19 protein-coding genes (1 of these 19 running past the window's edge) are annotated in these 15,140 nt (G+C 61.1%); 10 read left to right on the top strand and 9 right to left on the bottom strand.

The window, feature by feature from the left end; translation table 11 throughout:
• Both ACQY5P_RS17620 and ACQY5P_RS17615 read left to right on the top strand, forming a co-directional pair.
• Window positions 1-142, top strand: partial view of a hypothetical protein gene (locus tag ACQY5P_RS17620; protein WP_428408185.1) — the end only. It extends 1,424 nt beyond the left edge of the window; 142 of the gene's 1,566 nt are visible here — the last part of the coding sequence; the start codon falls outside the window, past its left edge; it ends in the stop codon at window positions 140-142.
• A 104-nt stretch (window positions 143-246) separates the two neighbouring features.
• Window positions 247-1,188, top strand: coding sequence for a patatin-like phospholipase family protein (locus tag ACQY5P_RS17615; protein WP_428408184.1), 942 nt, complete (start codon window positions 247-249; stop codon window positions 1,186-1,188).
• A 12-nt stretch (window positions 1,189-1,200) separates the two neighbouring features.
• Here the strand turns inward: ACQY5P_RS17615 and ACQY5P_RS17610 are convergent, their stop codons facing one another.
• The 3 genes from ACQY5P_RS17610 to ACQY5P_RS17600 all read right to left on the bottom strand — a co-directional run bounded on the left by ACQY5P_RS17610 (window position 1,201) and on the right by ACQY5P_RS17600 (window position 3,088).
• Window positions 1,201-1,629, bottom strand: coding sequence for a CBS domain-containing protein (locus ACQY5P_RS17610; RefSeq protein WP_428408183.1), 429 nt, complete (start codon window positions 1,627-1,629; stop codon window positions 1,201-1,203).
• 84 nt (window positions 1,630-1,713) lie between these two features.
• Window positions 1,714-2,364 (bottom strand): class I SAM-dependent methyltransferase, encoded by a 651-nt coding sequence (locus ACQY5P_RS17605; RefSeq protein ID WP_428408182.1) that lies wholly within the window; start codon window positions 2,362-2,364, stop codon window positions 1,714-1,716.
• A gap of 1 nt (window position 2,365) precedes the next feature.
• The gene (locus ACQY5P_RS17600) at window positions 2,366-3,088 is read right to left on the bottom strand and encodes a rhomboid family intramembrane serine protease (RefSeq protein ID WP_428408181.1); all 723 of its coding nucleotides are present in this window, start codon (window positions 3,086-3,088) and stop codon (window positions 2,366-2,368) included.
• Window positions 3,089-3,203: 115 nt separating this feature from the next.
• On the opposite strand from ACQY5P_RS17600, the gene ACQY5P_RS17595 reads away from it, so the two are divergent.
• From ACQY5P_RS17595 to ACQY5P_RS17580, 4 genes are all read left to right on the top strand, one after another.
• Window positions 3,204-3,914 (top strand): PilZ domain-containing protein, encoded by a 711-nt coding sequence (locus tag ACQY5P_RS17595; protein WP_428408180.1) that lies wholly within the window; start codon window positions 3,204-3,206, stop codon window positions 3,912-3,914.
• A gap of 9 nt (window positions 3,915-3,923) precedes the next feature.
• Window positions 3,924-4,571, top strand: a complete 648-nt coding sequence (locus ACQY5P_RS17590) for a hypothetical protein (protein ID WP_428408179.1) — start codon at window positions 3,924-3,926, stop codon at window positions 4,569-4,571.
• Window positions 4,572-4,886: 315 nt separating this feature from the next.
• A complete protein-coding gene (locus tag ACQY5P_RS17585) occupies window positions 4,887-5,672 on the top strand; it encodes a PhoH family protein (RefSeq protein WP_428408178.1) in 786 nt (261 codons plus the stop codon).
• Window positions 5,673-5,807: 135 nt separating this feature from the next.
• Complete coding sequence (locus ACQY5P_RS17580; RefSeq protein WP_428408177.1) at window positions 5,808-6,569, top strand: hypothetical protein; 762 nt, start codon at window positions 5,808-5,810, stop codon at window positions 6,567-6,569.
• Window positions 6,570-6,583: 14 nt separating this feature from the next.
• Here the strand turns inward: ACQY5P_RS17580 and ACQY5P_RS17575 are convergent, their stop codons facing one another.
• Together ACQY5P_RS17575 and ACQY5P_RS17570 are read right to left on the bottom strand one after the other, a co-directional pair.
• Window positions 6,584-8,005 (bottom strand): hypothetical protein, encoded by a 1,422-nt coding sequence (locus ACQY5P_RS17575; RefSeq protein WP_428408176.1) that lies wholly within the window; start codon window positions 8,003-8,005, stop codon window positions 6,584-6,586.
• Window positions 8,006-8,015: 10 nt separating this feature from the next.
• The gene (locus ACQY5P_RS17570; RefSeq protein ID WP_428408175.1) at window positions 8,016-8,237 is read right to left on the bottom strand and encodes a DUF3126 family protein; all 222 of its coding nucleotides are present in this window, start codon (window positions 8,235-8,237) and stop codon (window positions 8,016-8,018) included.
• Window positions 8,238-8,348: 111 nt separating this feature from the next.
• Here ACQY5P_RS17570 and ACQY5P_RS17565 point away from each other — a divergent pair, with 111 nt between their 5' ends.
• Window positions 8,349-8,828 carry a copper chaperone PCu(A)C gene (locus ACQY5P_RS17565; RefSeq protein ID WP_428408174.1) on the top strand — a complete coding sequence of 160 codons (480 nt, stop codon included), beginning with the start codon at window positions 8,349-8,351 and terminating at the stop codon, window positions 8,826-8,828.
• A 5-nt stretch (window positions 8,829-8,833) separates the two neighbouring features.
• Here the strand turns inward: ACQY5P_RS17565 and ACQY5P_RS17560 are convergent, their stop codons facing one another.
• Window positions 8,834-10,033: a hypothetical protein gene (locus tag ACQY5P_RS17560; RefSeq protein WP_428408173.1), complete on the bottom strand. Its 1,200-nt coding sequence runs from the start codon at window positions 10,031-10,033 to the stop codon at window positions 8,834-8,836.
• A gap of 373 nt (window positions 10,034-10,406) precedes the next feature.
• On the opposite strand from ACQY5P_RS17560, the gene ACQY5P_RS17555 reads away from it, so the two are divergent.
• The 3 genes from ACQY5P_RS17555 (at window position 10,407) to ACQY5P_RS17545 (ending at window position 13,689) form a co-directional block, all read left to right on the top strand.
• A complete protein-coding gene (locus ACQY5P_RS17555) occupies window positions 10,407-12,290 on the top strand; it encodes an ABC-F family ATP-binding cassette domain-containing protein (RefSeq protein ID WP_428408172.1) in 1,884 nt (627 codons plus the stop codon).
• A 60-nt stretch (window positions 12,291-12,350) separates the two neighbouring features.
• Entirely contained in the window at window positions 12,351-12,644 is a 294-nt protein-coding gene (locus tag ACQY5P_RS17550) for a chorismate mutase (RefSeq protein ID WP_428408171.1), read from the top strand.
• A 109-nt stretch (window positions 12,645-12,753) separates the two neighbouring features.
• Window positions 12,754-13,689: a calcium/sodium antiporter gene (locus ACQY5P_RS17545; protein WP_428408170.1), complete on the top strand. Its 936-nt coding sequence runs from the start codon at window positions 12,754-12,756 to the stop codon at window positions 13,687-13,689.
• Between the two features lie 6 nt (window positions 13,690-13,695).
• Here the strand turns inward: ACQY5P_RS17545 and ACQY5P_RS17540 are convergent, their stop codons facing one another.
• Genes ACQY5P_RS17540 through ACQY5P_RS17530 form a run of 3 tightly spaced genes read right to left on the bottom strand, consistent with a single transcriptional unit; the run spans window position 13,696 to window position 15,131 of the window.
• On the bottom strand, window positions 13,696-14,145 hold the full coding sequence (locus ACQY5P_RS17540; protein ID WP_428408169.1) for a DNA polymerase III subunit chi: 450 nt from the start codon (window positions 14,143-14,145) through the stop codon (window positions 13,696-13,698).
• On the bottom strand, window positions 14,142-14,693 hold the full coding sequence (locus ACQY5P_RS17535; RefSeq protein WP_428408168.1) for a pyridoxamine 5'-phosphate oxidase family protein: 552 nt from the start codon (window positions 14,691-14,693) through the stop codon (window positions 14,142-14,144). The genes ACQY5P_RS17540 and ACQY5P_RS17535 overlap by 4 nt, the downstream gene beginning before the upstream one ends.
• A gap of 3 nt (window positions 14,694-14,696) precedes the next feature.
• Window positions 14,697-15,131, bottom strand: a complete 435-nt coding sequence (locus ACQY5P_RS17530) for a DUF1499 domain-containing protein (protein WP_428408167.1) — start codon at window positions 15,129-15,131, stop codon at window positions 14,697-14,699.
• Window positions 15,132-15,140: the final 9 nt, after the last annotated feature.

The raw sequence follows: 15,140 nt of genomic DNA, 5'->3' as shown, positions 1-15,140 counted from the left end.
CTGGCTCGCCGATAAATTACTGGAGCGCAATCCGGCCTTGTTCGACGACTACGCCGTGGTTGCTGAGGAAGGCGTATTCCGCATCTGGCGGCGCAAAATATCGCTGAAAGAAAATGCGGTTTTGAAGGGCGCGGGCGGCTGAGCCGAACCGGCGGGCCGGTAACGAACCAATGGCTCTTGCGCAACGTTAATGTCCGCGAGACCATAGACTGCGATAGGTATGTTGAAGCCTCTGGCGCTAAAAAGATGAGCGAGCCAACAGAACAAGATCCACAGCGCCAGCCGAAACAGACGGCTGCGGCCGCCCCTGCAAAGGCCCGTCTCGGCCTCGCCCTCGGCGGCGGGGTCGCCCGCGGCTGGGCGCATATCGGCGCTGTCCGCCGGCTTGAAGAACTGGGCGTCGTCCCGGAAATTCTCGCCGGCACGTCGGTCGGCGCGCTTGTGGGCGGGTTCTGGCGTGCGGGCCGCCTCGACGCGCTTGAAGAATGGGCCCGCGGCCTTTCCCCGACCCGCATGCTTTCCTATGTGGATGTGGTGCTCAACGGCGCCGGGTTGATGGGCGGCAAACGCCTCGAAAAAGCGCTGCTCAGATATCTTCCGCCTACGGAGATACGCGAGTTGCCGCATAAATTCGTCGCCGTGACGGCGGAGTTGGCCACCGGCCACGAGGTCTGGCTGCGGGACGGCAATCTCGCGGAGGCGATGCAGGCGGCATACGCCCTGCCCGGCATTTTCCCGCCGCGCGCGGTCGATAATCGCTGGCTGATCGACGGGGCGCTCGTTAATCCCCTGCCCGTTTCCGCCTGCCGCGCCATGGGCGCGCGGGTTGTCATCGCTATCGGCCTTCATGCGGATGCGTTTAATCTCGGCGTCGCACAAAGAAAGGCGCGCTTCGGCGAAATGCATCCTGAGGTCGAAAGCGCAAAAGCCGGTTTTGCAAAACTGTTCCAGGGAACGGCCCATGCGCCGGGCGTCGGCTCCGTAATGCTCGCGTCCTTCAACATCCTGATGGATCGCATCACCCGTTCGCGCCTTGCCGGCGAGCCGCCGGACGTTCTTGTGACGCCGCAGGTCGGACATATTTCATTGCTGGAGTTCGACAAGGCCGAAGAGCTGATCGCTCTCGGCCGCAAGGCGGTCGACGACGCCCGCCCGCAAATCGAGGGCGCGCTGGAGTATCTCGGTTAGACGCTTCGCCGCCTAGGAACTGATATATTCCTTCAGCGCCGCCGCTTCCTCTTCGGCTTCCTGGATCTTGCGCTTCACCACATCGCCGATGGAAATGACGCCGATAATCTTGCCGCTGCTTTGCACGGGGAGATGGCGGATGCGCTTTTCTGTCATTCGGGCCATGAGGTCGTCGATCGTTTCATCGGGCGCGCATGTATATGGGTTGCCGGTCATGCAGTCGCTGACGCGCATGGTCATGGCCTCGGCGCCCCTTTCCCCAAGCCTACGCACCACATCGCGCTCGGAGAGAATGCCGACCGCCTTTCCGTGATCATCACAGACCATGACGGCGCCAATGTTTTTATTATTAAGAACGCCGACGGCGGCGGCGATCGTATCGTCGGGACTTACGGCGAAAACGTCAGCGCCTTTGGACTGAAGGATATGTTTCACTTTCATCAGTGTCTCCTACCCTGCTGACGCCATCATGCGCCTCGCAAAGGGTTGGGGCAAGCCGGGAACGGCTTTGCCGCACTGCGAAAATCAGCCCCTGTAAAGAATGTAAGACTTCGGCAACCCGAATTTGCGTTCAGTCAGAAGCTCGGCGTCGGGAAAGAACGCCTCCATGTCGCGGCGCGAAATGACCGTCGTGCCCTTAACCATGTCGGTCCAGGCGGGGAGCTTTTTCTCCCAATTCCGGATAAAGGCAGCCCGTACGGCTTCCGGCATGACAAACCAGAACGGCATGCCCGTATGCGCCTCGATGGGAAACCAGATCGAAGGCGTCTGCACCCAGTAGCGTGAGGCCAGACGCCTCACCTCTCGCGCAAAGGCGCGCTGCTTTTCCTCATCGCCCACATGTTCAATAACGCTGTTGGAGAAAACGAACTCAAACTCGCCATCTTTGTACTGATTAACGTCACAGGCGTCGCCTTCCACATATTCGAAGTTGTGGATCGATTGCGGCGGCGCCGGCATGGCGATGCCGGGAAGATTGAGGATTACGATATGAAGCGGCGTTTCAACGAAATTCCAGATATGCGGCTGTCCGCCAAGATCAAGAACGCGCATGCCGGGCTTGAGGCCTATCAGCGTTTCGAGCTGCGCCATGCGCGCCTTGCGGGTCTCAGCCGAAAACGGGCCGAGAAGGCGCCGGAAGGCTTCAAATCGCGCATATCGCAAGGCGTTTTTCATTTCATCTCCCGCGGCCGGCGAACCGCTCGAACAGCGGATAGCTCGCAAGACCGAACACATAACCGCCGATATGCGCCTGCCAGGCGCTGATGCTGCCGAACAGAAACCGGCTCAATTTCGATGTGTCCAGAAAGAAGCTTAAGGAAATCACAATTACGGAAATGAGCGCCAGGATGGCGGCGTTGCGGGCGACGCCGCCGCTCGGGCGCCCGTCACTGTCGCGCGTGACGAATACCCACAAGCTCGCTCCCGCAAGGCCGGCCGCCGCGCCAGACGCGCCGATCATGGGCGTGGAACCGGCTTGCGCCGTCATAACGTAAGCCAGCCCCCCCGCCAGGCCGCAGAGCACGAAGAAAGCAATAAAAGCCGCCGGCCCGTCGCTTTTGCGCTCGCTTGCCTGCGTCTCCATCTCGCGGCAGAGAAACCCGCCAAAGACCAGAACCGCCGCAAGATTGATGAGAAGGTGCGGAAGGTTAACATGGAAAAACATGTGTCCGAGAAACGGCCTGGCGACGTTCAGATACTCGCCCTCCGACGCCGCACGCAGGACCTGCGACGGCGCCAGATCGAACAGCCGCCAGATACGGGCCGCCACGCGGTGCGGCGCGAGAACGACCACGAGATGCGCCAGCGTCAGGGCTGTTGCAATGGCGGCTACAGGATTTGGGGGATCGAACAGCAGGGAAGTCCAGCGCTCCCCCGTCTCAGCTTCCGGTTTGGTCATTCGGCGCTCGCTAGGACTTGTTAAAATGATTAACGAAGGCCCCGCCGCAGCGCAAACCTTTGTTCACTAACCGCCCGTAAGCTGGCGATCCAACCCTCACGCTTACAGGCTGGCCATGGTTAACTCCAAACCGGAACAAGACGCCTCACACGCCGCCCCCGAAAACGCCTCCGTTTCAGAAGACGAACGGCGCCGGCATCGCCGCGTCGACCTGCCGCTGAAAGCCCGTTTTCTGACCGAAAAAGGCGTGGAATGCGCCGCGGAAGTGATCAATATCTCGGCCGCCGGCGCCATGTTGCGATCGAAACACCCGCCGGCCATCGGCCAGAACGTCGTTCTTTATATCGATCAGATCGGCCGCATCGAAGGCAAGGTCGTACGGTCCGGAAACAACAGCTTCGCGGTCGCTTATCCGAAACGGCGCGAAAGACAGGCCAAGATCGCCGACAATCTCACTTCCGTCTTGAACAACCGCCAGCGCGCCACGGATCGCCGCATCACGCCGCGCGTTAAACAAAATTCTCCGGCAACTGTCCGTCTGGAAGACGGCCGAGAGCTCACCTGTTCCATTCTGGACATTTCGCTGACCGGCGCGTCGATCGACATCGCGCCGCGCCCCCCGCTCGGCACTCATCTCATTTTGGGACGGATGAACGCCAAAGTCGTGCGCCGGCACGATAAAGGCGTCGGCATCGTCTTCACCGGGACCGCAGAACGCATGGACCAGGTGATAGAAGACAGCACTGCACTGGAGCCGGTTGACGCAACTGGCGCGGGTTTTGCTCAGAGCTTCGGCAAGAAAGGCGTGCGCGCCGAAAGCGAATGAGGAAAGCCAATGCTGGCTACCGAAAACTGGTGCATCAAGGTGCAGGAAAAGGTCTACGGGCCTTACACCACCCAGCAAATGCGCAAATTCGCGCATGAGGGACGTCTCGCTTCGTGGTCGCTCGTTTCTCCGGCAGGCGGCCGCTCCTGGCGCGAAGCCAAGCGCGAACTCGTCTTTTCAAATTTCTTCGGGCAGGAAAAAGCTGGAGCGGCTCACACCCAACCGAGCGCGCTGAAAACTTTCGGCAAGCGCAATGACTGTGAAAACACCGTCAGCGAAGAGGCGCCGCAACTTAACGGTCATGACGCGGTCACGGCGAAAGCAATGCAGGCCAAGCATGACGCGCGCGCGGACGCCGCGCCCGAAACCGGGGATGCGAATTTCGTCGTCATTTTCGACGTAGTAAGCGCCGCCGCAAGCCGCGTCGAGGCGGCGATGATGTCGCTCGGTCCTGCTTTCAGAATCGCCGACAATGTCTGGCATGTGACCTGCGAACTTACCGCCGTAGGCGTCAGGAACGCGATCGCGCCTTATCTGCGCGGCAGCGAATCCATTTTCGTTGTCGATGCGTCGCGCGGCCGAAGCTCCTGGACGAATTATTCGCCTGAAGCGAACGCAAAACTCGCCGCAGCGCATTTTCGCGCCAAGGCGCAATAGCCGCGCCGCGGCCCAATCCTTAACGATTGCGAATTTTTTCTGACGCCCGAAAAATTTTTCGGCGCGAGACCGAAAACACGTTATAGTGAAATCAGCGAGTGATTCGCGGAAGCGCCTTTCAAAACCGTTGCGGGCAACACCCCGCAATAGTCGAAGGAGTAACAGGCGTCGGAATGCAGAGTGACAGCTTAGACGGGATCCAAAAGGGCGCGCCAAGCGCAGGGTCGCCATCACGCTGCTGCTTCCTTCACTTCTTCCATTCCACTGCGGCCTTCTCGCTTTTCTCAAAAATCAATTTGTTATTTGGAGGCGTAGATGGCCAAACGCACGGCGCGCCGCGCAGCGCGGCGCATGCAGGAGCAAGTGCATTACGGTGAGGATTCGAATGTCCGCCGGCTCTTTGAAGAGCCGCAATGGTCCCCCTTGGACGACAACAAATATGATCGTCAAAGTCAGCACCACGGGCAGAGCGACCAGAAATACCGAAAGAACATCCGTGCGCAGAATGATTCCCAGCAAAAGATGCTGGACGCCATCGACGAAGCCCCCCTCGTTTTCGCTTGCGGCGCCGCCGGCACCGGCAAAACCTATCTCGCCATCGCCAAGGCCGTCGAAGCCCTCGATTCCGGCGCGGTGAGACGCATCATTCTCTCAAGACCCGCGGTCGAGGCCGGCGAAAGTCTCGGCTTCCTCCCCGGCGACATGGAGGAAAAGCTCTCGCCCTATCTGCGCCCGCTTTACGACGCGCTGTGCGACCGGATCTCCTCGAAACGGCTGAAAGCCCTGATGGCCGAAGGCGTCATCGAGATTGCGCCCATCGCCTATATGCGCGGCCGCACCTTGAACAACGCCTATATCGTCATCGACGAGGCGCAGAACTGCACCTATGGCCAGCTCAAAATGCTGCTGACCCGGCTGGGGTGGAACTCCTCCATGGTGGTCACCGGCGATCCGGCGCAGAGCGATCTCCTGCCCGGCATGTCCGGTCTCTCCGACGTTGTGGAAAAACTCGAGGCGCTGGAGAATGTCCGCGCCATCCGGTTCACCCGCGAGGATGTGGTGCGCCACCCCCTCGTGGCCGAAATGATCGACGCTCTCTAGAGGCCTGTTCCCAAGGCTAGAGGCTTGATTTTAAGGCGCGTCCGGCTCTTTCTTCATCACAGAGCCGGGCGCGCATTTTACTATAGGCCGCAGCGTGCTAATGACGTCGCTCTGCGCAGGGTTCAGGACGTCTCGATGAGTAACGGCTACGGTTTCGGCGGCGAGGAAATCAAACAGGAATCGAGCTGGCGCTACCCGCTCGGCATCTTCATGGCGACGCTCGTCCTGTGCGCCATCTTCCTCTATTACTATGTGGGCCCGAGCGTCGACGATTTTTCCGGCAACACGCCGAGCCCCGCCATCACTGAAGAGCCTGTTCGGGTGGAGATCGGCGGCATCGTCTTTGCGCCGGCGGCCAATTACACCGTCTATCCCCGCGCCCGGCGCGGCGGGGCCCGCGACGAAGTGGTGCTATACGCCCTGTGGCCGACCATGAACGGCTATGCGCCGGCCCAGCGCAAGGAGTTCATCGAGAACGCGCCGGATACGCGCCGCATCGACATCGTCATTTCAAAGCGCTCTTCCATGTTCACTGAAGCCGAGCGCTTCGAACGGCTCTATCTTCCCCAAACGGTCGATGCGCGCGGCGTCAGGACGCCTTACCAGCTCACCAAATTCACCTTCAAGGAGCAGCGCTCCAACGTCCCCACCAATGGCTATGCGGACACGGAGCTTTTTGTCGGCGCCGACGCCAACGGCGAGACGGCGGCGGTCTTCTGCTTCATGGAAAAAGAGGAAATCACCAGCCCCGAATGCTGGCGCGAGTATGAATATCGCGACACGATCGAGGTGAGTTACCGCTTCAAGCGGCCCTATCTGCCGGAATGGCGCGCCCTTGACGCAGCCGTGCAGGATTTCGTCGCCAAGCTCGACCAGACCCGGATCGCCGGCGAATAATCAATAAAGCTGGATCAATATCGCTGGAATTGGGCGCTCAGGGCGACCATCAGGAACGGCGCCAGAAACAAACCGATCCCGGCGACAATCGCAAAATACGCGGCTGCGGAAACCCCCGCCTCCCAGGAAAAAGCGTAGGCACAGGCGACCATCGCCGCGCCGCCCGCCCCAAATGCAACAGCGAAACGGCGCAAGCCGTCGCACATGGCGTTCTGGGCGATGTCGCGCGCATTGCGCCAGATGTCGCCGGCGTTGCGCCAGCTCACGGTGAGTTGCGAGAAGGCGATGGCGCTCAATGTCAGCGCGGCGAAACGCTCGGTCATGGGCGGCGCCGTCATCTCGAAGACCGCGTAAACATAGCCGGTGAAAACCGTGCTGATGAACAATAGCAGCGTAATCAGGAGGCTCGTGCGCACGGAAACGAAGGCGAGCCCCGAGCCGATCAGAATAAGGAGCAGAAAGACGCTGAGGCTCACGACGTCGGCAAGCCCGGCTTCAAACAACGCTACAACCATCAGAACGCCAGCGATAACGCTCGCTGCTGTCGCCGTCGTCGCCGGCAGACGCCGGCGGAACGGGCGCCAGCCTTCTGCGAAACGCTGGCGGCGGCGGTTTTCCTCGACCGCTGTCTGCTCGCTGGGCCGCAGAAGCGCCAGTGCTGCGGCGGTAAAAACAAGCGCCGAGACGGAGGCGAGAAGGACTTCGACGCCGGCCGCGGCGAGGTCTCTCCAGCCGATCATGCCGTAATTCGCCTTGAAGGTGACGACCACCATCCACGAAGCGGCGGCGAGCATAGAGAACGCCGCCGGCGCAATCGCCGTGTGCCCTGCCGACGCTGCGGCCGTCTGCGGCGTCAGCCCGCGCGCGAAATGGCGGGCGTAATCGGCGCCGACGCCCGCGCCGACGCAAACGCCAGCCGTCAGCGCAATCGCAGAGGCGGCGCCGCTGAACGGAGAGGAAAGCAGGTTTTCAAGCGCGAGATACCCGATGCCGCCCGCAACGCCGGTTGCAGCCGCGATGGGTCCGATGCCGCCAAGGCGCAAGGTGCTGCGCGTCAATGGCGCCAGCGCCGCCAGAAAAGCGAAGAGCCCCATGGCGACGCCTATGGGCGGCTGTGGCAGAGCGAGGGCGATTCCATCGCCGAAGCGCCCCAGAACCGCGGCCAGCAACAAGGCGCATAAAACGATAATCAGCCCCAGGAATGCTATCCGCAGGCCCGGCCGCTGCGGCGTCAGAGCCGCCAGCGCCATAGGGGCGCAAACGACCAGCGCCGCCGTCATGACGAAACGCAGGATCAAGTCGCTGACGAGCGCCCCGGGAGAGTGGCGCGCGCCAAGGACGCCGAGCACGGCCAGCGCCAGCGCGGTAATGCCCGACGCGAGCAAGGGACGTTCAGCCGACAGCTTTCCGACAAAACCCGTTGGCGCCCCGGGCAAAGGTCACCTCTCAGGCTGGCCGTTCCGGCAGGTCTATTTCAAGGATCGCCATGTTGAAGTCATAGGAAACGTCGCCGTCTTCATCGTCGCGGAAGATGACGCCGATAAATTCCTCGCCAAGATAGACTTCAGCCGAGTCGTCCTTGTTCGTCCGCCCGCGCACCGTCAGATTTGGCAGAGCGAACTTGGTCCGCAAATAGTCCTGCAGGCGGGCGACTTCGTTGGCATCCATAATACGCTTGTCCTTTACCTTGGCTCGTCTTAACCCTATCCGCCGCGGGCGCCAACCGCCCCATGCCCCGCTCCTGACGGAAAAGCCAGCCCCAAAACAGGGAGCATAATCATGCATATCCTTCGCAAACTCTCCCTAGCTGTCGCGATTTCGCTCGCCAGCTGCGCGGCCGAAGAAACCAGCGTCTGCGCGGACGACGGCATCACTGCAGGAAACGCCTGGCTGCGCGCGGCGGGCGAAGGCGCGGCCATGAGCGCCGCCTATGTGGAGCTGTGCAATGGCGCAGACGCCGCCGACCGGCTCATCGCCGCACGCTTTGACGGGGCTAATGCTGTGGAAATCCACATGACCAAAATGAGCGACGACGGCGTCGCCAGCATGGCGCCGGCGGCGAATGGCGTCGAACTGCCTCCCCATGAGATGACAAGCCTAGCCCCCGGCGGCGCCCATATCATGCTGATCGGGATTTCGGCGCCGATCGAGGAAGGCGAAGAAGCGGCGATCACGCTCGAATTCGAAAACGCCGCCCCTGTGACCCTGATGTTTGAGGCGCGTTCGCGCACCGATGCTTCAGGGCATGCGGGACATTAAGCCCCTCACTCCATCCGGTTGCGGTCCCGGAAGGTGACGATCTGCAACTTGTCTTCGCCTACATGGTCTCGGATCGTCGCGTCGAGGTCGACAATATGGAACCGGCTCCACTCATTCGACTCGACCACCCGGAACATCATTGAGGTCGCGCCGCGCAGAATCGCCGCCATGAGGGCGAGATAAATGAACGCGGCTGCGCTCATGGCCGCCATTGTCTGAAAAGTTGCGCCGTCGAGCGCCATCCATGTGGCGACCGCGCCGAAGGCGGCGATGGTCAAGACCAACCCGCCGACCCAGTAAAGGGTCGTATTTCGCCGCATCTGGTAGAATTTGTTGCGCAAGACGAGCTCGCACAAAAAGAGCCGCATGGCGAACCAGTGATAGGCAAGCGTCCATGAGCCCGCCTCGTCTTTCAGCTGTTCGCTTTGGGTCATGCGCTTGTCGCGCTCCACATTGAGCGCCCGTCGTTTCGCCACCTGGAAATTGTTGTTGATGCGTGCGAATTTCGACGTGATGTAATTGTCGAGATTGAGAAGATTGCGCTGCTGCACCACTTTGTAGGGCCAGGAATAGACCAGAAAGACAATCATCAGCGCCGAGGCGGCCGCAATCGAAAACCACATGGCCCCGCTCGAAACCGGTCTCGCCAGCATGGCGAAAGGCGCAGGCGCGCCCGAACGCTGGAGCGCGAAGGCCGCCCCAAAGAAGAGCACGAACAACACCGGCGGCCACAAAAGCAGCATGCCCCGCGTGTTGTCATTTAGCGTTTTGCGAAAGAGCGTCGTCACTTCCAGAAAACGCCGGTCGATGCTGTTCACATCATAGCCGAGGGCGGCGTTGAGATAATCCTGCTCCACCTCCTCGTAGAAAAAATCGCCGCGCGCGAAAATCGGAAAACCGTAGCGGTAAAATGATTTCGCGTTTTTCGCATAATCCGCCGCCTGTTCCAGCGTCAGTTCGGACGCCGCTTTTTCCGTGAGGCGCGGCCGGGGCAATTGCGTGAACAGCGCCGACTCGATGCCCGAAGGCGGTTCCTCGATGTATTCTTCTTCCAAAAGATCGGCTCCCGCAGCGCTCGCAATGATGGCGCTGCCGGCATTCGCTGTCGTGCGCCCCGCGGCGCGCACATCTTTCACGCTTCTCTTGAACAATCTCCCCACCGCGCGAAACGGCATAATCAGTATATTGATGATGCGTCCAATCATCTTCCGTCCCTCCTCTCTCTTTTTCCTTTGAGAGATGGGGATCAAGGGGCATCCGTTCAATTGTGATGCCGTACAGGCAACAAATGTTTCACAAATGAACCGAAGCGCAGTGAACGAAAAATATAATGTTCATCCGCGTGGGGATCAGTGAGTCTCGCAGTGGCGAAAAGCATTGCGTCAAAGGCAAGAAAGCAACATAATCCGACTGTCAAAGCATGACGCCTCGGCGGCGCCTCTCTGGCGTGCGGTCCTCTTTATTCGAAAATCTGCTTTATTCGGAAATCTGGAGGAGGCCGGCGTTTCACCCGCCGGGGGGATTCGCCGCCTTTCGGGCCTTTCCCTCCCGGGATGGCGAGGCTAAAAGCCGCCCGCCATGCTGCATGTGAACGATCTCACCTACGCCATTGAAGGCCGCGTCCTGTTCGATCAGGCGACGGCGGCGATTTCTGACGGCTGGAAGGTGGGGTTCGTGGGCGCCAACGGGTCCGGCAAATCGACCCTCTTCCGGATCATCAAGGGCGACATCCATACGGGCGGCGATGAGGTCTTTATCCGCAAGAACCGGCGCATGGGCTCGGTGGAGCAAGAGGCCCCCTCCTCCAGCATCTCCCTTCTCGATACGGTTCTCGCGCAGGACAAGGAGCGCGCGGCCCTCATTGAGGAGGCCGAAACCGCGACCGATCCTCACCGCATCGCCGAAATCCAGACCCGCCTCGCCGATATCGACGCCCATTCTGCGGAGGCGCGCGCAGGCGCAATCCTGTCGGGCCTCGGATTTTCGGCGGAAGACCAGAAACGCGCCTGTTCGGACTTTTCCGGCGGCTGGCGCATGCGCGTGGCCCTCGCCGGCGTTCTCTTCTCAGCGCCGGACCTCCTTCTCCTCGACGAGCCGACCAACTATCTCGACCTCGAAGGGACGATCTGGCTCGAGACCTATTTGAGGCGCTATCCCTATACGACGATCATCATTTCCCACGACCGGTCGCTCCTTAACAATGCGGTCACGCACATCATGGCGCTCGAAGGCGGCAAGCTGTCCGTACATGCGGGCGATTACGACACTTATGAGAGGAAGCGCGCCGAAGCCCGCGCGCAAGCCGTCTCCTTCAAGGCGCGGCAGGAAGCACGCCGCCGTCACATGCAGGCCTTCGTCGACCGTTTCCGCGCCAAGGCGTCGAAAGCGAAACAAGCGCAAAGCCGCATCAAGATGCTGGAGCGTCTCGAAGAAGTCGCGGAGCCGATTTCAGAACGCACGGTTCCATTTCACTTTCCCAACCCGAAGCCCATGGCGCCGCCGATCATTCGCGTCGCAGAAGCCGACCTCGGCTATGAAGAGGGAAAACCGATCCTACGCAAAGTAAACCTGCGGCTCGACAATGACGACCGCATCGCGATCCTCGGCCCTAATGGAGAAGGCAAGTCGACGCTAGTGAAAGCCATGTCCGGCCGCCTGCCGCCGCTCTCCGGCGACATTTTCAAGCATAAGAAACTTCAGATCGCTTATTTCGCGCAGCACCAGCTCGACGAGTTGAAGCCAAAGCAATCCGCTTACGATCATGTGCGTGCGCTCATCCCCGACGCGACGGAGGCGCAGACGCGTTCCGCGACCGCACGCCTCGGATTCGGTGCGGAAAAAGCAGACACCAAAGTCGAGAAACTCTCCGGCGGGGAGAAGGCGCGGCTCCTCCTCGGGCTCATCACCTTTCACGGCGCGCATCTGCTCATTCTCGACGAGCCGACGAACCATCTCGACATGGGCGCTCGCGAGGCGCTCATTGAAGCGCTCAACGATTTTCAGGGCGCCGTGCTCCTCATCACCCATGACGCCCATCTCGCCTCCGCCGTCGCCGACCGGCTCTGGCTCGTCAACAAGGGCGAAGCCAAACCCTATGACGGCGATCTTTCCGATTATCGCGAGCTCGTTCTTGCGGCGAACAAGACGGCCGCGAAAGACGGCCCAGCCAAACCTTCGCTCAATGAAAAAGAACAGACGCGCAAAAGCGCCGCCGATACGCGCCGCGCCCTGCAGCCTTTGAAGAAAAAAGCGGAAGACCTGGAAGCGCGTCTCGACAAGCTCAATGACACGCTTAAGCGTCTTGACGAGGCGCTGGCCGAACCGGGGCTTTACGAGAAGAACCTGCCCCGCGCCACGAAACTCCAGAAAGAGCGCGCAGCCCTCGTCGCCGCCATCGAACAGGCCGAGGCCGACTGGCTCGAGGCGCTGGAAATCTATGAAGACGCGCAGGCTGAAGCTTAGGGCGATTTGCGAATGAGCGCGGGACTTGTCATGCTGCGCCGGTATCAGGGGACTTAAGAGATGAAAAAAGCCGCCGACTGCGAAAGCATGGAAGAAGTCCGGGCCGAGATCGACCGGGTCGACCGGGCGCTGGTCGACCTTCTCGCGGAACGCTGGACCTATGTGGACCGGGCCTGGGTGTTCAAGCGCTCGGCGGCGGAGGCCTCCGTCCCCTGGCGCAACCGGGACGTCATCGAAAAGGTGAAGGCGCGCGCCGAAATCGCCGGCATGCCGCCGGAAATGGCGGAAGCCCTGTGGCGGCTCATCATCGGCTGGGGCATTCAGTATGAAGAAGAGCGGCTCAAGGATCGCTGAGGCGCTCCTGAGATGACGCAAAAATAATTTCCGCAACGCGACTCCCCCCTCTGGCGCGAAGGCTGCGGCCTCCTATATGCCGTTGCCAATCGTTACGGGGCATCCTTCCATGTACTGGCTTTTGATCGCCGCCGGCCTGGTCCTTCTGACCCTTGGCGCGGAGGCGTTGATCCGTGGCGCGACCTCAATCGCAAGGCGGCTCGGGCTTTCCGAACTCCTTATCGGCGTCACGCTTGTGGGGTTCGGCACATCTTCTCCTGAACTCGTCTCAAGCCTCGGCGCCGCCTTCGCCGGGTCGCCCGGCGTCGCGGTCGGCAATGTGGTCGGGTCGAACGTCGCCAACATTCTTCTTATCCTCGGCCTTGCGGCGCTGCTCGCGCCGATCCCGGTCGGCGCCGAAGGGTTCCGCCGCGACGCGCCGGTGCTGGCGCTTGCGACGCTTGCCGCCATCGGCGTTTCCATGACCGGGGAATATGGGCGCGTCGCCGGCGCCGTTTTTCTGATCGGCCTCGCAGCGTATCTCGCTCTCGCCTATGTGACGGAAAAGCGTGCGGCGGAGGCGCATCTTCTCGACGTTCCGCATGAAGAGCCGCGCCCGCTGGCGCCCTCCCTCGCCTTTGCAATCGGTGGCCTCGTGCTTTTGGTGATCGGCGCCAAAATGCTCGTCACCGGCGCCATCGGCATTGCGACGGCGCTCCATGTTTCTGAAACGCTGATCGGCCTCACCGTCGTCGCTGTCGGCACATCATTGCCGGAGCTTGTGACGTCCGTTGTCGCGAGCCTGCGCGGCAAGAGCGATCTCGCCTTCGGCAATGTGGTCGGCTCGAACATCTACAACATCCTGGGCATTCTCGGCGCGACGGCGCTCATCCATCCCGTCGCGGCGCCGCTCGCCATCGTGCGTTTCGACAATTGGATCATGCTCGCGGCGACGGCGGCGCTCATCCTCTTCGCCCTCACCCGCAACCGCGTCGAACGCTGGGAAGGCGCGCTCCTTGTCGCCGGTTACATCGCCTATATCGCGTTTCTTGCGTTGACGGCTTAACGGGTCCTAATTCTGCTTTTCCCAGCGGCCTTCCGGCAATTGTTTCCAGTAAGCGACGTCGTGGCCCGCAGCCTTCGCCTCTTTCCAGAAAGCGCGCGCGGCGGTCAGCGCATCCTCGTCGCGGCCGTCGAAGATGGTCACGCAGCGCGCAAAGGCGCTGACGGCGTTTGCTTCCGCCGACGCATTGTCGGTGAGGAACAGAACATCCGGCTTATTGGGGGCGTCTTCGCCGTCGGTCAGCCAGACAGGTTGGCCTTCCCCCTCGCCCGCAGCCGCATGGGGCAAGAATGACTCATCGCGATAGGTCCAGAGGTAACTATCCAGCGCCTCGACCCGCTCCCGCGAGGAAGCGCGCACCACCGCGCGCCAGCCACGCTCCAGGGTTTTCTCGAGCAGCCCCGGCAGCACGTCTTCGAGACGCCCGCGTTCAAGGTGGTAGAACATGACTTCGGTCATTTTATCGCCTCGCCAAGCGTCGTGTCGAAGCCGTCAATGCTTTTGGCGTTTTTGGTGCGCCAGTTTTCAGCGAGGACTTCCTGCCCGCGCGACTCCAGCAGGCGCCGCAGAACCGGCCGCTGCCGGACAAGCTCCATTTCCGGCACCGCGAAACCGCAGCTTGTCTGCACGCTGCCGACATCGGCGAAAACAATCTGCCGCGCACCCGGAATATCCGGAAACAGGCTTATATGCTCTTCGTATTCCGAAGATCCATACGGCGCCGACCATCCGGTTCCGTAAATCCTGAGGATCAGCGGCTTCTTGTCGAAGCTGTTCAACATGAAGGTGATGCGCCCGTCCCGTTTCAGATGCGCGTCGGTTTCATTCCCGCTGCCGGTGAGATTGAGGAACGCCACGCGTTTCGGGGAAAGCACGCGGAAAGCGTCGTCCCCTTTCGGCGAGAGATTGATCCGCCCGTCCGCCGCCGCCGTCGCGACGAAAAACATCGGCTGGCGCTTAATGAAATCGATATGCTCGTCTGTCAGCGCATCAAAAAATTCGGCCATGCGTCACTCCGCTAAGGCTGCCCGCAGATCTTCCACGCGCTTTCTGTTCGCGCCCATATCGCTATAGCCGACGCGCGAGGCGGAGCGGAGATGCACGGCATCCTCCGCGAGCCGAAACTCGACATCATCGACAAAGCCCATCAGCGGCGTTGAGAAAACCGCACCGAGATAATCATTGCGCAAAGCGACGACGCGACCGCCCTTTTCCTCGATCAGCCTTGGCAAACGATCCCAGGCCGACAAGGGCAAAGGCGCGACCGCATGGCTTTCCGGCGTCTCCGGCTCGCTCGAGACGCAGTTCGGCGATGAGGGACAAGGGGCGAGCGCGCCATCGACGAGTCCCGGCGGCGCGCCCGATTTCGATTTTTGCGCGAGTAATATGAAGCCGAGAACACCCGCAACGATGACGATGGCGGCGATGATGGCGATCAACTTCATAAGCTCGCT

Origin of the sequence: Hyphococcus sp. (genome assembly GCF_965267305.1) — a bacterium.
Lineage (GTDB): Bacteria > Pseudomonadota > Alphaproteobacteria > Caulobacterales > Parvularculaceae > Hyphococcus.
This window is presented reverse-complemented; position numbering and strand designations above follow the sequence as displayed.

Excerpts from the sequence above, each read along its gene's own strand:
- ACQY5P_RS17615 (WP_428408184.1), top strand. The coding sequence starts at position 247 with ATGAGCGAGCCAACAGAACAAGATCCACAGCGCCAGCCGAAACAGACG.
- ACQY5P_RS17610 (WP_428408183.1), bottom strand. The coding sequence starts at position 1,629 with ATGAAAGTGAAACATATCCTTCAGTCCAAAGGCGCTGACGTTTTCGCC.
- ACQY5P_RS17605 (WP_428408182.1), bottom strand. The coding sequence starts at position 2,364 with ATGAAAAACGCCTTGCGATATGCGCGATTTGAAGCCTTCCGGCGCCTT.
- ACQY5P_RS17600 (WP_428408181.1), bottom strand. The coding sequence starts at position 3,088 with ATGACCAAACCGGAAGCTGAGACGGGGGAGCGCTGGACTTCCCTGCTG.
- ACQY5P_RS17595 (WP_428408180.1), top strand. The coding sequence starts at position 3,204 with ATGGTTAACTCCAAACCGGAACAAGACGCCTCACACGCCGCCCCCGAA.
- ACQY5P_RS17590 (WP_428408179.1), top strand. The coding sequence starts at position 3,924 with ATGCTGGCTACCGAAAACTGGTGCATCAAGGTGCAGGAAAAGGTCTAC.
- ACQY5P_RS17585 (WP_428408178.1), top strand. The coding sequence starts at position 4,887 with ATGGCCAAACGCACGGCGCGCCGCGCAGCGCGGCGCATGCAGGAGCAA.
- ACQY5P_RS17580 (WP_428408177.1), top strand. The coding sequence starts at position 5,808 with ATGAGTAACGGCTACGGTTTCGGCGGCGAGGAAATCAAACAGGAATCG.
- ACQY5P_RS17570 (WP_428408175.1), bottom strand. The coding sequence starts at position 8,237 with ATGGATGCCAACGAAGTCGCCCGCCTGCAGGACTATTTGCGGACCAAG.
- ACQY5P_RS17565 (WP_428408174.1), top strand. The coding sequence starts at position 8,349 with ATGCATATCCTTCGCAAACTCTCCCTAGCTGTCGCGATTTCGCTCGCC.
- ACQY5P_RS17560 (WP_428408173.1), bottom strand. The coding sequence starts at position 10,033 with ATGATTGGACGCATCATCAATATACTGATTATGCCGTTTCGCGCGGTG.
- ACQY5P_RS17555 (WP_428408172.1), top strand. The coding sequence starts at position 10,407 with ATGCTGCATGTGAACGATCTCACCTACGCCATTGAAGGCCGCGTCCTG.
- ACQY5P_RS17550 (WP_428408171.1), top strand. The coding sequence starts at position 12,351 with ATGAAAAAAGCCGCCGACTGCGAAAGCATGGAAGAAGTCCGGGCCGAG.
- ACQY5P_RS17545 (WP_428408170.1), top strand. The coding sequence starts at position 12,754 with ATGTACTGGCTTTTGATCGCCGCCGGCCTGGTCCTTCTGACCCTTGGC.
- ACQY5P_RS17540 (WP_428408169.1), bottom strand. The coding sequence starts at position 14,145 with ATGACCGAAGTCATGTTCTACCACCTTGAACGCGGGCGTCTCGAAGAC.
- ACQY5P_RS17535 (WP_428408168.1), bottom strand. The coding sequence starts at position 14,693 with ATGGCCGAATTTTTTGATGCGCTGACAGACGAGCATATCGATTTCATT.
- ACQY5P_RS17530 (WP_428408167.1), bottom strand. The coding sequence starts at position 15,131 with ATGAAGTTGATCGCCATCATCGCCGCCATCGTCATCGTTGCGGGTGTT.